The sequence below is a fragment of the Synechococcus sp. H55.8 genome (assembly GCF_047462375.1).
Taxonomy (GTDB): Bacteria; Cyanobacteriota; Cyanobacteriia; order Thermostichales; family Thermostichaceae; genus Thermostichus.
This window is the reverse complement of sequence record NZ_JANSJC010000001.1, coordinates 1-12,344: the sequence shown is the minus strand read 5'-3', so window position 1 is coordinate 12,344 and position 12,344 is coordinate 1. Positions and strand designations below refer to the sequence as shown.

Below are 12,344 nucleotides of genomic sequence, written 5' to 3'. Positions count from 1 at the left end.
AAGGGATCCCGCCGGCAGTCTCCAGCGAGTTGACGGGAGCAGCGCTTGTCAAAGCCAGGGAGAGATGAATGATTTGTTTTTGATCTGCTTTTACGAAAAAACAAAAAACAAAAGCTGGAAAAAAGCCAAAAATCGGCTCGAAGAATCTTTTGGGCGAGGATTTGTCCGTCTGGCGATTTAAGAAATTGCTTTAACTTGTTTTAGGCTTGCCTTAATTCTTCTCAACACTTCTCAGGGAGTGGGTTAGCTGCCGATAATGGCCCTTGTCAGGCTTGTGGAGGAACGTGCTGTGAAGTTGGCAGTTTACGGGAAGGGTGGGATCGGCAAGTCCACCACCAGTTGCAACCTCTCGGTGGCCTTGGCCCGGCGGGGCAAGAAGGTGTTGCAAATTGGCTGTGACCCCAAGCACGACAGCACCTTCACCCTGACTGGTTTTCTCATCCCCACGATCATCGATACCCTGGAAGCCAAGGGCTACCACTACGAAGACATCTACCCCGAGGATGTGATCTACCGCGGCTACGGCGGCGTAGATTGCGTCGAGGCGGGAGGGCCGCCGGCAGGGGCCGGCTGTGGCGGCTATGTGGTGGGAGAAACCGTCAAACTCCTGAAGGAGCTGAACGCCTTTGACGAGTACGACGTCATCCTCTTCGACGTGCTGGGGGACGTGGTGTGCGGCGGCTTTGCTGCCCCCCTCAACTACGCCGACTACTGTGTGATCGTTACTGACAACGGCTTTGACGCCCTGTTTGCCGCCAATCGCATTGCCGCCTCGGTGCGAGAAAAAGCCAAAACCCGCAAGCTGCGCCTGGCCGGCCTAATCGGCAACCGCACCAGCAAGCGGGATCTCATCGACCAATACGTCTCGGCAGTGCCCATGCCTGTGCTCGAGGTGCTGCCACTGGTCGAGGACATTCGCATTTCGCGGGTCAAGGGCAAAACCCTCTTCGAGATGGCAGAGACGGATCCCAGCCTGGAGCCCGTCTGCCAGTACTACCTGAACATCGCCGACGAGCTGCTGGCCCGCCCGGAAGGGATCGTGCCCCGGCCTGCTGAGGATCGGGAGCTGTTTGCCCTGCTGTCGGACTTTTACAACGCCCCGGCACGGGAGCCGGCGCTGGTGTAAGGGATCCCAAACCTGCCAGCTTGCCGGTGTGTCTAAAAGTGAAGCAATTGTTTCGGAAAACCGTCGCAAACCTTATCAATTCGTTGTCTGGCCCGCTTTCCGCCCCAAGATGGATTGTGCAGGAGATCCATCTTGAGGACATGGCAGAGGAGTTGGATATGCAAGCACAAGTGCAACCCACCGTGGTGATTACTGGAGCCTCTTCGGGCGTTGGCCTGTACGCAGCTTTGGCTTTGGCCAAGCGGGGCTGGCACGTGGTGATGGCCTGTCGGGATCTGGACAAAGGCCAGCGGATGGCTCAGCAGGTGGGGATCCCCAGCTACACCCTGATGCCGATCGATCTGGCCAGCTTGGCCAGTGTGCGGCAATTTGTCGAACAATTTCGCCAGTCGGGCCGCTCTCTGGATGCCCTGGTGTGCAACGCCGCCATCTACATGCCCTTGCTTAAGCAGCCCTTGCGCAGCCCGGAGGGCTATGAGCTGACCATGGCCACCAACCATCTGGGGCACTTCCTGCTCTGCCACCTGATGCTGGAGGATCTGAAGCGCTCCACCTATCCGGATCGGCGGCTGGTGATCCTGGGCACGGTTACCCACAACCCCAAGGAGCTGGGGGGCAAGATCCCACCCCAACCCCACCTGGGGGATCTGCGGGGCTTTGCCCAGGGCTTCAAGGAACCGATCAGCATGGCCGATGGCGGCAAGTTCGATCCCGTCAAAGCCTACAAAGACAGCAAAGTTTGCAACATCCTCACCATGCGGGAGCTGCACCGCCGCTTCCACGAGAGCACCGGCATCACGTTTCTCTCCCTCTACCCGGGCTGTGTGGCGGAAACAGCCCTCTTCCGCCATCACTATCCCCTCTTCCAAAAGCTGTTCCCCTGGTTTCAGAAAAACATCACCGGCGGCTACGTCTCCCAAGAGCTGGCCGGCGAGCGGGTGGCCCAGGTGGTGGCGGATCCGGAGTTTCGCCAGTCGGGATTCTACTGGAGCTGGGGCAACCGGCAACGGAAAAATGCCAAGCCCTTTAACCAAGAAGTCTCGGACGAGGCGGGGGATGCGGCCAAGGCCAAGCTGCTCTGGGATCTGAGCGAGAAATTGGTGGGCGTGCCCCAATTGGTCGCCCCCTAGCTTGACAAACCCTTTTCTAGGAGCCGACGATGACTGCTGCTGTGGATGCTTCCAATACCCTCCACTTTCAATGCGAGACCGGCAACTACCACACCTTCTGCCCGATTAGTTGCGTGGCTTGGCTCTACCCCAAAATTGAAGACAGCTTCTTTTTGGTGATCGGCACCAAAACCTGTGGCTACTTTTTGCAAAATGCCATGGGGGTGATGATCTTTGCCGAGCCGCGCTATGCCATGGCCGAGCTGGAAGAGGGGGACATCAGCGCCAAGCTCAACGACTACGAGGAGCTGAAGCGGCTGTGCCTGCAAATCCAGCGGGATCGCAATCCCAGCGTCATCGTCTGGATCGGCACCTGCACCACCGAGATCATCAAGATGGATCTGGAGGGCCTAGCCCAGAAGCTGGAAGGGGAGATCGGGATCCCGATTGTGGTGGCGCGGGCCAATGGCCTCGACTACGCCTTTACCCAGGGGGAAGACACGGTTTTGGCCTCTATGGCCCAGCGCTGCCCGGAGCAGGTGCAGGAAGAAGAGCGGGAGACGCGGGGTGGCCTGCAGGCTCTTTTCTACGGGCTGCGCCCCGGCAAAAAGAAAGAGGAAGAAGGCTTCCCCAAACATCCCCCCTTGGTGATCTTCGGCTCCGTGCCGGATCCGGTGGTAACCCAACTCACCCTGGAGCTGAAAAAGTACGGGATCCGCGTCTCCGGCTGGCTGCCGGCCAAGCGCTACGAGGAGCTGCCGGCCATCGAGCCGGGCACCTATGTGGTGGGGGTAAATCCTTTCCTCAGCCGCACCGCCACCACGCTGGTGCGCCGCAAAAAGGCCAAGCTCATCACCGCTCCTTTTCCCATCGGGCCGGATGGCACCCGCGCCTGGATCGAGGCCATCGCCGGCGAGCTGGGGATCCCGACTCAAGGCCTGGCAGAGCGGGAAGGGGAAGTGTGGCGTCACCCCCAGGTTCAGGAGTACCTGGGCCTGCTGCGGGGCAAGAGCGTCTTCTTCATGGGGGATAACCTGCTGGAGATCTCCCTGGCCCGCTTCCTGGTGCGCTGCGGTATGACGGTGCAGGAAATCGGGATCCCTTACCTCGACAAGCGCTACCAGGCCGCCGAGCTGGCCCTCCTGGAGCGCACCTGCGAGGAGATGGGGGTGCCCAAGCCCACCATTGTCGAGAAGCCGGATAACTACAACCAACTGCAGCGCATCAAAGCCCTGCAGCCGGATCTGGTAATCACGGGCATGGCCCACGCCAACCCCCTCGAAGCCCGCGGCGTCACCACCAAGTGGTCGGTGGAGTTTACCTTTGCCCAGATCCACGGCTTCGGCAACACCCAGGCGCTGCTGGAGCTGGTCACCCGCCCACTGCGGCGCAACGCCGCCCTCAAAGGCTTGGGCTGGGAACAGTTGGTGGGGGAAAAAGCCCTGAGCTAACTTTCTGGCTCCTCGTTGTCGAAGAGCAGGCCATCCAGGTGATCCGGCAGTTGCTGCCGGTCGATCCAGACCATGCCGGCCAAAATTGCCTCGGCCTCATTGTGGAAGTAGCCGTAGGCTGGGGCGGCAAACTCCACCGAGCCATCCTGACGTAGCCGCTGACAGCAAAAAATGAACCCCTTGTCGGTGGTTTGGGTGGTGATGCGCCAGTTGCGGTGGATGTGCTCGGCCATGATCCCAGTGCAGATCACCCTCACCCCCAACCCCTCTCCCAAGGGGAGAGGGGAGAAGAAACCCTAGAGCGTGCGCAGCACCTCTCGCGCCGCCTCGAGGGTTCTCTCCACATCGGCTTCGGTGTGGGCCAAGGAAGTGAAGCCGGCCTCGAATTGCGAGGGCGCCAGATACACCCCCCGCTCCAGCATGCCGCGGTGGAAGCGGGCAAACTTTTGCAAGTCCGAGCGCTTGGCCTCCTCGTAGTTGCGCACTGGGCCAGCCGTGAAGAAGAAGCCGAACATGCCGGGCAAATGGCCCCCACACATCTCGTGCCCGGTCTCTTGCGCAATCTGCAGCAGCCCCGTCGCCAGCTTCTCGGTAATCCGCTCCAGATACTCATAGGTACCGGGGCGACGCAAAATATCGAGGGTGTGGATCCCGGCCGTCATGGCCAGCGGGTTGCCGGAGAGGGTGCCCGCCTGGTACATCGGCCCCGCCGGCGCCACCATTTCCATAATCTCCCGCCGACCGCCGTAGGCCCCCACCGGCAGGCCGCCGCCGATTACCTTGCCCAGGGTGGTTAAATCGGGGATGACACCAAACTTGGCCTGCACACCGCCGTAGCTGATGCGAAAGCCGGTCATCACCTCGTCAAACACCAGCAGGGCGCCATACTTCTGCGTCAGCTCCCGCAAACCCTCCAAAAAGCCCGGCTGCGGCGGAATGAAGCCGGCATTGCCCACCACCGGCTCTAGGATCACGCCCGCAATGGAGTCGGGATGCTGCTCAAACAGAGCCTTGACTGCCTCTAGATCGTTGTAGGGGGCGGTCAGCGTGGCACTGGTAGCGGCCTTAGGTACCCCCGGCGAATCCGGCAGGCCCAGCGTGGCCACCCCTGAGCCGGCCTTGACCAAAAACATGTCCGCATGGCCGTGGTAGCAGCCCTCGAACTTGATCACCTTTTCCCGCCCCGTGTAGGCCCGCATCAGGCGCAGCGCCGCCATGCAAGCTTCGGTGCCGGAGTTAACAAAGCGCACCATCTCCACGCTGGGCACCGCCTCGATCACCCGCTCGGCCAGCTCGTTTTCCAAAACGCAAGGGGCGCCAAAGCTGGTGCCTTTCTCCAAAGCTCGGTGCAGAGCCTCGATCACCTCGGGATGGGCGTGGCCGACAATCGCCGGCCCCCAACTGCCGATGTAGTCGATGTACTGGTTGCCGTCCACATCCCAGGCGTAGGCTCCTGAGACGCGGTCAAACACGACGGGATCCCCGCCCACCGACTTGAAGGCGCGCACCGGGGAACTGACCCCGCCGGGCATGAGCCCTTTTGCTCGGGCAAAAATCTGTTGGGAGCGGGTGATGTTAAACGAGGTGGGATGGAGAGTGCCGGTCATAAACAGGAGCTATTCAACGCATTACCAAGGCTAGCAGGCAGAGGAGCTTGCTGGTGAGCCCTCCTCATAAACTACAAACCCATCCCTGCCAGCGTGTCGATCACTTGCTCCAGGATCAGGGTGAGGTTGGGATGCGAGGTCTCGAACAGGCCCAGCGCCTCCCCAATGCGATCTCTACGCCCTTGATTTTGCTTGCTCTCACTCGGGGATCCCAGCTCGGCCAGCACCGCTTCCACCTCTTGGCGAATGGTGGCGATGTGCTGTCGCTGCTTTTCATCCAAGCCAGGGGTTTTTTGCAGCTCAACATCCAGGTCGTGCAGCAGTTGTCGCAGTTTCGATGCAGCCATTCTCAAAAAGACCTTATCAATTCACTCAATCAATAAATCGAGTTTTGACCACGCTGACTCGATCATACAGGAGCGGAGATCGCTCTTTTGGAAGCGGCTGAGGCGGCAAAGGTTAACTTTTGCAGCCGGGGATCCCAGCCTTGGAGCAACTCCCATACGATGGGCAATAGCCTTGCTGTCTATCCCTATGTCTGAGCTGGCATTGGCCCTGCTGGGGGCAGTGGTTGCCGTTGCCCTGTTCCTGGGAATTTTTGTCTGGGAACAAAGACGCAGCCAGGAGCTGCTGCAGCGGTGGGCGGCAAAGCATGGCTACTCCATTCTGAGCCAGGAGGCGCGGTATTGGCGGCTGGGGCCTTTTTCCGGCAGCACTTCCAAGTATCAACGCGTGTTTTATGTGCGGATACGCAATCCGGGGGGGCAAGAACGCAGCGGCTGGGTGAGGTTAGGGAACTGGTGGCTGGGGCTTTTGTCAGATCAGCTAGAGGAACGGTGGGAGTAGGCTGGGGTTAACGACTGAAAGGGGGAAGCAATGGACAGGCTCAAGGGGTGGAAAAGGCTGAAGGGGGTGGCCTGGCTGGGCGTGGTACTGGCGCTGGCACTGTTGGGTTGGAACGCAATCGCTGGAGGCGGGGCAATGGCCAGTCCCGGTGAGGGATCCCGAACCTTGACGGTAACCGGCCAGGGATCTGTTGCGGTGGAAACCTCCATTGCGGTAATCCGGCTGGGGGTGGTGCTCCAAGGGGAGACAGCCCAAGCGGTCCAGCAGCAGGTGGCCGAGCGCTCGGAGCGGCTGGTGAACCGCCTCAAAGAGCTGCAGGTGAGCGCCCTGCAGACCACCGGCATTTCCCTCTATCCCCAATACGACTACCAGCAGAGCCCACCCCGCCTGACCGGGGTACAGGGGCAAAACAGCCTGCAATTTGAAGTACCCATAGCCCGAGCCGGACAGGTGCTGGATGAAGCCGTGGCCGCCGGAGCTACCCAGGTGGAATCGGTCAGCTTCCGAGCGGATGAGGCCACCTTGCTGCAGGCGCGCAGCCGTGCCCTGACCCAGGCCGTGGAAGATGCCCAACGTCAAGCCAGCGATGTGTTGAGGGCCTTGAACCTGAGCATTCGTTCTGTGGAGGGCATCCAAATTCACAGCGAGGGCTCCATCGCGCCGCCAGTTCCTTTGGCTGCTCAAGCAGACTATGCCCGCCTAGAAGCAGCTTCCACACCGGTGGAAGGAGGACAACAAGCCGTGCGCGCCCAAGTCACGCTCGAGATTCGTTTCTAGGTTCCTGGGGTGGCCATGAAGTCACGGCGAACCCTGCCTTCCCTCTCCCTGGGGCAGAGGAGGATTCCCCCTGGGGGCGTGAGGAGCAGTAGCGGGGAACGCCCAGAAGCATCTTCCTCGCGTTTAGAATGACTGCGAAACTTCAAAAATCTCAAAAAAATAACCCGGCAAAGTTAGGTAGTGGCTGCCAATCCCTACGTCTAGAATAATGATGGAAAACATGGAAAACACGGGAAAGTTTGCTTTCCCGGATTTCCTTGTCATCTGGCTTTGGCTTACCCGTGGATCCCAATTTGGAGAACGCTGCTGCCACTGGTACGTCTGAAGGCCCTCAGGCGGGCTTGGGCGCTAGCAAAGGCGGAGCCAGCAGCTTGCGGGCCCATGTGCTGATCGTGGATGACAGTTACATGGTGGCAGAGATGTTGTCCAACTTTTTGGGTAAGCAGGGCTGTAGTATTTCTTATGCTTTGGATGGCTTGTCTGCCCTGGAGCAAATCCGCCGCCGGATCCCAGATCTCATCATCGCCGACTGGGTCATGCCCAATCTAAATGGCCTGGATCTATGCCGGCAGCTACGGCAATCACCCGAATATGCTTGGGTGTACTACATCCTCATGACCGCCCGCGAGGGCAACGACAACATGGAGCGGGCGTTAGAAGCCGGAGCCGATGAGTTCCTCTCCAAGCCCTTTCAGGCGGCAGAGCTGCTGACGCGGGTGCGGGCAGGGCTGCGCATTGTGGAGAGCCGCCGCCAGCAATATCTGCTCCAGACTGGACAAAAACAAGTCTCATCTCCTTCTGGCTCGGTTGCTTTGGGCAATCGGCAGGATTTGGTTACTCGCTTGCCGTTGCGGGTGGCCCAAGCCCGTGCCCAATCAGATCCCCTCAGTTTGTTTGTGCTGCGCTTGGCCAACCTCAGTGCTCTGGGGCAAGGCCTAGAGGCCGGCGGTCGGGCTGCTCTTCTCAAGCTGTTTACGGATCGCTTGGCCCACAACTTGCGAGAGGGGGATGACCTCTTTTGCTACGACGAGGGGCAGTTTATTGTGGTGCTGCCGGGGAGCACTCTGGCTGCTGCCCAGATTGCCGCCGAGCGCTGCTGCCAGCGGTTGATCCAGGATCCCTTTGTGGTGAATGGGCGAGCGCTGCCGGTGCAGCTTCAATTTGGGGCGGCCACCCTCACAGATAAGGACGATCCCAAGGGGGTGGCCCTGGTGCGACGGGCTGCCCAAGCCCTGCGAGACAGCAAAAATGTCCACACTTCGGTGGTGACTGCACCCCATCCCATCCCGGTTTCCGATTGCAGTAGCGGGACGGCGTCCTCAGAGCTGCTGAAGCGTTTGCAACATCTAGAAAAAGAGAATGCCGAGCTACGCCAAGAGCTGGAAACTCGCCTCAGGCAGCTCGAGGAGTTGCGGCAACACAACCAGGATCTCAGCCAAGGGGTGCGGGAGCCTAGGGCTGAGCGGTTTGAAGCTGGATCCCGCTCTCAGCAGCCCTTGGGGATCCGCCGGCGGAAACCGCGGCGGCGTCTGAAGCGTCAACTGGGCCGCGGAGGATGGCGACTGCGCCGGTAAGTCCGATCCCCAGAATCCGGCGGTGGGTTGGCCGCAGCAGAATAGGCAGGTGGGAGGTGGGAAGAACAGCCATGTTCAATTCTAGTCGGAGCCAATCCGCCATCTGGAAGCCAGCAAGAAGGTGGTTTCTCAACAACATCGAGCTGATCCTGACGGCGGTGGGGATAGGCGTAATCCTACTCAGCGGCTGGGTGGCCAGCCGCAGCGCTCTTTCCGCGGCGACGGCAACGGCGGTCAGCGCCACCGTGGTGGGAGTTATCCACGGCATCCTGTTCTGGCTGTTGCGGCGGCGGCAACGCCGGGTGCGGCAGGAGGCGATCGGGCAAATTCGGGAAATGCTGGAGGATCTGGGCAAAAACCGGTTGCAAACCATCAAGATGAGCCTGTACCTGGTGCAGGTGCGCCAGCCAGATCAAGAAGAGCGCACCCGCCAAAGCTTTGACCGCGTCTACCAGATCCTGGGCGAGATGAGCAATTTAATCGACCACATTTCGGAAGAATCCCTGGCCAGTTGGCGGCAGCGCTACCGGCAAACTTTAGATCGGGTGGAGTCGGAGTCTAACTAGTCGGAGCTACAGGGCAGGGATCCCTTAGGAGCTGGGGTGGACAGGCGGATTTCGGGAAGTACGCAATTGCTGGGCCTGATCGGGGATCCGGTGGCCCACAGCCTATCCCCGGCGATGCACAACGCTGCCTTGGCGGCCATGGGAGAAGACTACTGCTACGTGCCCTTTCCGGTGGCGGCAGAGCGCCTGGCAGTGGCGGTGGCCGGGCTGGCGGCCATCGGGGTGCGGGGGTTTAACGTCACCATTCCCCACAAGCAGGCGATTCTGCCTTTGCTCAGCCAGGTGGAAGCGCGGGCGGCAAAGGTGGGAGCAGTAAACACGGTCTACGCCTTGCCGGAGGGAGGCTGGGGCGGCACCAACACCGATATCGACGGCTTTGTTCAGCCTTTGCTGGGCCTGGAAAAGGGGATCCCGACCCTGATCCTGGGCTGTGGCGGGGCGGCGCGGGCGGCCATCCAGGGCTGTTTGGAGTTGGAGTTGGGGCCAGTACGGGTGGCCGGGCGATCCCCTGAGAAGTTACGGGCTTTGCAACAGACCTGGCCCCAGGTGGAAACGCTGAGCTGGGCCGAGCTGGAGCGCCACTTGCCCAAGACTTCCCTTGTGGTCAACACCACCCCCGTGGGCATGTACAAGCCGGGATCCCCTGCTGAGCTGTCTCCCCTCAGCCGGGAGCAACTGCGCCTTCTGCCCGCCGGCGCCGTTGTCTACGATCTCATCTATGTACCGGATCCCACTCCCCTGCTGCGTATGGCCGCAGCGTTAGGCCACACCCCCATCAGTGGCCTGGAGATGCTGATCCACCAGGGGGCCAAGGCCCTCTCCCTCTGGCTGGGGGGCAAGCCTGTGCCGGTGGAGGTGATGCGGCAGGCGGCCCGGCAGCAGTTGGCCCAGATTGAGGCGGATAGGGCAAGGGATCCCAAGCTCTAGCTCTCCTCTCAAAGTTGAGCGCAATTGGCTGGGGGCGGGAACAATTGCCTCGGGCCTGCCGATCTCTAGGGGGAGATAGGGCTACAGCAATCCTCGGTGGGGTTAAGGGTGTTGAGGTTGCCAAGGCAGCAGCGGAAATGGCTTGCAGGTGTGCTCGGCGCACTGATGTGGCTGGGATCCGGAATTGCCGCCCAGGCCCAATTCCCGAGGTTTGGCCATTCCCTTTTTCCTGACTCCGATCCCAGGTTTCAGGGCAGCGGGGAACAGACAGGATCCCTGTCTGCTCTTCAGCTCGATGCCTTCTGCCGGCAACCCCCTGAGGAAGTGGCGCGCAAGGCTCAACTGCGCCAGCGGGCCACCCAATCAGAGGCCGCTTGGGCCGAATACACCCAAGTCTTAGCCGAACATCGCGCTGCCTTGATTGCCTGCCGCAGCCGCCGTTGGCCGCAGATTCAGGCCATTTGGGTGCGCTTGCATCCCTGTGATGCCAATCCAGGCGTACTGGATCAGGTGTTTGACCAGGTGGTGAACCTGGGCTACAACCGCGTTTTTATCGAGACGTTTTACGATGGCCGCTCCATTCTGCCCGATGGGGCGGGCGGGATCTGGCCCAGCCTGCAGCCCAATGCCGATTTGTTGGATCTGGCTCTCAAGGCGGCGCGACGGCGGGGGTTATCGGCCTATGCCTGGGTGTTTTCCCTCAATTTCGGCTACAGCTACGGGCTTCTCCCAGATCGCCAGGCAGTCTTGGCCCGCAACGGCCGTGGCCTCACCACCGTCTTGGATCCAGCGACAGCCCTTGCAGAAGATTTGGGCAGCCCGGATGAGGTGTTTGTGGATCCCTTTCATCCTCTGGCGCGACGGGATTTTGCCGAGCTGATCCGCCGCATCCTGCAGCGGCAGCCGGATGGGATCCTCTTCGACTACATTCGCTATCCCCGCGGCTCTGGGGGATCCAGCCTGGCAGCCACCGTCCAGGATCTGTGGATCCATGGGGAGGCAGCCCGGCAAGCCTACCTGGATTTGGCAGAAAACCCGGCGGGCCGAGCCTTGCTGGAGCGTTACCTCAGCCAGGGCTATATTACTGTGGCAGATGTTCTCCATCTGGATGCCACCTATGCCGAAGAGCCCCGCTGGCGCCAGCCAGGGGATCCCAAGCCCAGCGCAAGCAGGGAGCGGCCGCTTTCTCCAGAACTAGGGGACGGGATGGCCCAAAGCAAAGCAGGCGAGAATTGGCATTCCACCCATGCCGATTCAGAAGGTGATTCAGGGAATAGGGATTTAGAGAATTTGGCGGCTCCCCGTCCAAAAGCAGCGCCGCCGGATCCCACCCCTACCCCTAGCGCCGCTCTCCGACAGGAGCGCTGGCAAGAGCAGCTCTGGCAGCTCAGCGTTGAGTTTGCCCGCTATGGGATCCTCGATTACCTGCGGCAAGCTGCCCAACCGGCCCAAAGCCTTGGGATCCCGACCGGGGCCGTCTTTTTCCCCGAGGGCAACCAGGCGGTGGGAGAAGGGTTCGACGCCCGTCTCCAGCCTTGGGATCGTTTTGATCCAAACATGGAGTGGCACCCGATGGCCTATGCCAAGTGCGAGGATGGCTCCTGTGTGGTGCAGCAGGTGGGGCAAATCCTGGCTGTGGCCTCTCCCCAAACCTTTGTCTGCCCGGCCATCGCCGGCCTATGGGGACAAGCGCAGCGAAAACGCCCCAGCTTGGAAATCCAGATGGGATCCCTGGCCCGCCGCTTTCCGCAGTTGCCTTGTGTGAGCCACTTTGCCCTCTCTTGGATCGAGCCGGAGCTGGAGCGCAGCCGTCGCACCTGTCAATTCTGATGCTCACCCCACACCCGCAAGTTGGGAATTCTGAAATTATGAACCCCGAACAATTCGATCTGATTAACCGCTTGTTTCAACTCACGTTTCAAATCGGGGATCGCTTGGGATGTGAGTCTTCTGACCCCGCTCAACTACTCCTGACCGACCGGCCCGGCCTAGAAGCAAGCCACCTATATTTCCCGTCCGATTACGTTTACGAGGATCTGGATCCCGAAGTGTGGGCCAATTATGTGGCTGAGGTGCCAGCTTTATCGCAGATGGCTGACCTTTTGCAATCCTATCCCCTCACCCGTGGCATTTATCGCCAAGACGAGGTTTCGTGGTGGATTTGCGCTTTTTGGATGGCCCAAGAGGGATTGGGAACCAACGTGCTCTTGCGCGCCCACAGAGTCGAAACTTAGGCAGTTGATCCCCAAGTTCCCTTTCGTATTGGGATGGGGATCGGTGTTACATGAACTACCCCACCGCGCAGGCGGGTGGGGTTTCCCCATCCGCTTTACGGCGAGATTTTTGTCTCTTCCTCTGCCC

Annotated in this window: 13 protein-coding genes; 10 read left to right on the top strand and 3 right to left on the bottom strand. The window is 60.5% G+C overall.

Going from position 1 to position 12,344, the window contains the following annotated elements:
- The first annotated feature begins 289 nt into the window (after positions 1–289).
- From bchL to NW862_RS00055, 3 genes are all read left to right on the top strand, one after another.
- Positions 290–1,126, top strand: a complete 837-nt coding sequence (gene bchL, locus NW862_RS00065; RefSeq protein WP_414333681.1) for a ferredoxin:protochlorophyllide reductase (ATP-dependent) iron-sulfur ATP-binding protein — start codon at positions 290–292, stop codon at positions 1,124–1,126.
- A gap of 158 nt (positions 1,127–1,284) precedes the next feature.
- Positions 1,285–2,256 (top strand): protochlorophyllide reductase, encoded by a 972-nt coding sequence (locus NW862_RS00060; RefSeq protein ID WP_414337484.1) that lies wholly within the window; start codon positions 1,285–1,287, stop codon positions 2,254–2,256.
- Between the two features lie 29 nt (positions 2,257–2,285).
- The gene (locus NW862_RS00055) at positions 2,286–3,686 is read left to right on the top strand and encodes a ferredoxin:protochlorophyllide reductase (ATP-dependent) subunit N (RefSeq protein WP_414333679.1); all 1,401 of its coding nucleotides are present in this window, start codon (positions 2,286–2,288) and stop codon (positions 3,684–3,686) included.
- Here NW862_RS00055 and NW862_RS00050 read toward each other — a convergent pair.
- The 3 genes from NW862_RS00050 to NW862_RS00040 form a co-directional block, all read right to left on the bottom strand.
- Complete coding sequence (locus NW862_RS00050) at positions 3,683–3,919, bottom strand: hypothetical protein (RefSeq protein ID WP_414333678.1); 237 nt, start codon at positions 3,917–3,919, stop codon at positions 3,683–3,685. The two genes, NW862_RS00055 and NW862_RS00050, sit on opposite strands and share 4 nt — an antisense overlap.
- Before the next feature lie 63 nt (positions 3,920–3,982).
- Positions 3,983–5,293: a glutamate-1-semialdehyde 2,1-aminomutase gene (gene hemL, locus NW862_RS00045; RefSeq protein WP_414333676.1), complete on the bottom strand. Its 1,311-nt coding sequence runs from the start codon at positions 5,291–5,293 to the stop codon at positions 3,983–3,985.
- Positions 5,294–5,364: 71 nt separating this feature from the next.
- A complete protein-coding gene (locus NW862_RS00040; protein ID WP_414333675.1) occupies positions 5,365–5,640 on the bottom strand; it encodes a DUF4404 family protein in 276 nt (91 codons plus the stop codon).
- 187 nt (positions 5,641–5,827) lie between these two features.
- Between NW862_RS00040 and NW862_RS00035 the strand changes: the two genes are divergently transcribed.
- The 7 genes from NW862_RS00035 to NW862_RS00005 all read left to right on the top strand — a co-directional run bounded on the left by NW862_RS00035 (position 5,828) and on the right by NW862_RS00005 (position 12,217).
- The gene (locus tag NW862_RS00035; RefSeq protein ID WP_414333673.1) at positions 5,828–6,139 is read left to right on the top strand and encodes a hypothetical protein; all 312 of its coding nucleotides are present in this window, start codon (positions 5,828–5,830) and stop codon (positions 6,137–6,139) included.
- Positions 6,140–6,274: 135 nt separating this feature from the next.
- The gene (locus tag NW862_RS00030; RefSeq protein ID WP_414333671.1) at positions 6,275–6,916 is read left to right on the top strand and encodes an SIMPL domain-containing protein; all 642 of its coding nucleotides are present in this window, start codon (positions 6,275–6,277) and stop codon (positions 6,914–6,916) included.
- Positions 6,917–7,257: 341 nt separating this feature from the next.
- Complete coding sequence (locus tag NW862_RS00025; protein ID WP_414333669.1) at positions 7,258–8,490, top strand: response regulator; 1,233 nt, start codon at positions 7,258–7,260, stop codon at positions 8,488–8,490.
- 71 nt (positions 8,491–8,561) lie between these two features.
- Positions 8,562–9,056: a hypothetical protein gene (locus tag NW862_RS00020; RefSeq protein WP_414348767.1), complete on the top strand. Its 495-nt coding sequence runs from the start codon at positions 8,562–8,564 to the stop codon at positions 9,054–9,056.
- 36 nt (positions 9,057–9,092) lie between these two features.
- Positions 9,093–9,983, top strand: a complete 891-nt coding sequence (locus NW862_RS00015) for a shikimate dehydrogenase (RefSeq protein WP_414426817.1) — start codon at positions 9,093–9,095, stop codon at positions 9,981–9,983.
- Positions 9,984–10,133: 150 nt separating this feature from the next.
- Positions 10,134–11,813, top strand: coding sequence for a hypothetical protein (locus NW862_RS00010; RefSeq protein WP_414426816.1), 1,680 nt, complete (start codon positions 10,134–10,136; stop codon positions 11,811–11,813).
- 38 nt (positions 11,814–11,851) lie between these two features.
- Positions 11,852–12,217, top strand: a complete 366-nt coding sequence (locus tag NW862_RS00005) for a hypothetical protein (RefSeq protein ID WP_414333663.1) — start codon at positions 11,852–11,854, stop codon at positions 12,215–12,217.
- Positions 12,218–12,344: the final 127 nt, after the last annotated feature.

Excerpts from the sequence above, each read along its gene's own strand:
- NW862_RS00055 (WP_414333679.1), top strand. The coding sequence starts at position 2,286 with ATGACTGCTGCTGTGGATGCTTCCAATACCCTCCACTTTCAATGCGAG.
- NW862_RS00030 (WP_414333671.1), top strand. The coding sequence starts at position 6,275 with ATGGCCAGTCCCGGTGAGGGATCCCGAACCTTGACGGTAACCGGCCAG.
- NW862_RS00060 (WP_414337484.1), top strand. The coding sequence starts at position 1,285 with ATGCAAGCACAAGTGCAACCCACCGTGGTGATTACTGGAGCCTCTTCG.
- NW862_RS00020 (WP_414348767.1), top strand. The coding sequence starts at position 8,562 with ATGTTCAATTCTAGTCGGAGCCAATCCGCCATCTGGAAGCCAGCAAGA.
- NW862_RS00050 (WP_414333678.1), bottom strand. The coding sequence starts at position 3,919 with ATGGCCGAGCACATCCACCGCAACTGGCGCATCACCACCCAAACCACC.
- NW862_RS00005 (WP_414333663.1), top strand. The coding sequence starts at position 11,852 with ATGAACCCCGAACAATTCGATCTGATTAACCGCTTGTTTCAACTCACG.
- hemL (WP_414333676.1), bottom strand. The coding sequence starts at position 5,293 with ATGACCGGCACTCTCCATCCCACCTCGTTTAACATCACCCGCTCCCAA.
- NW862_RS00035 (WP_414333673.1), top strand. The coding sequence starts at position 5,828 with ATGTCTGAGCTGGCATTGGCCCTGCTGGGGGCAGTGGTTGCCGTTGCC.
- NW862_RS00040 (WP_414333675.1), bottom strand. The coding sequence starts at position 5,640 with ATGGCTGCATCGAAACTGCGACAACTGCTGCACGACCTGGATGTTGAG.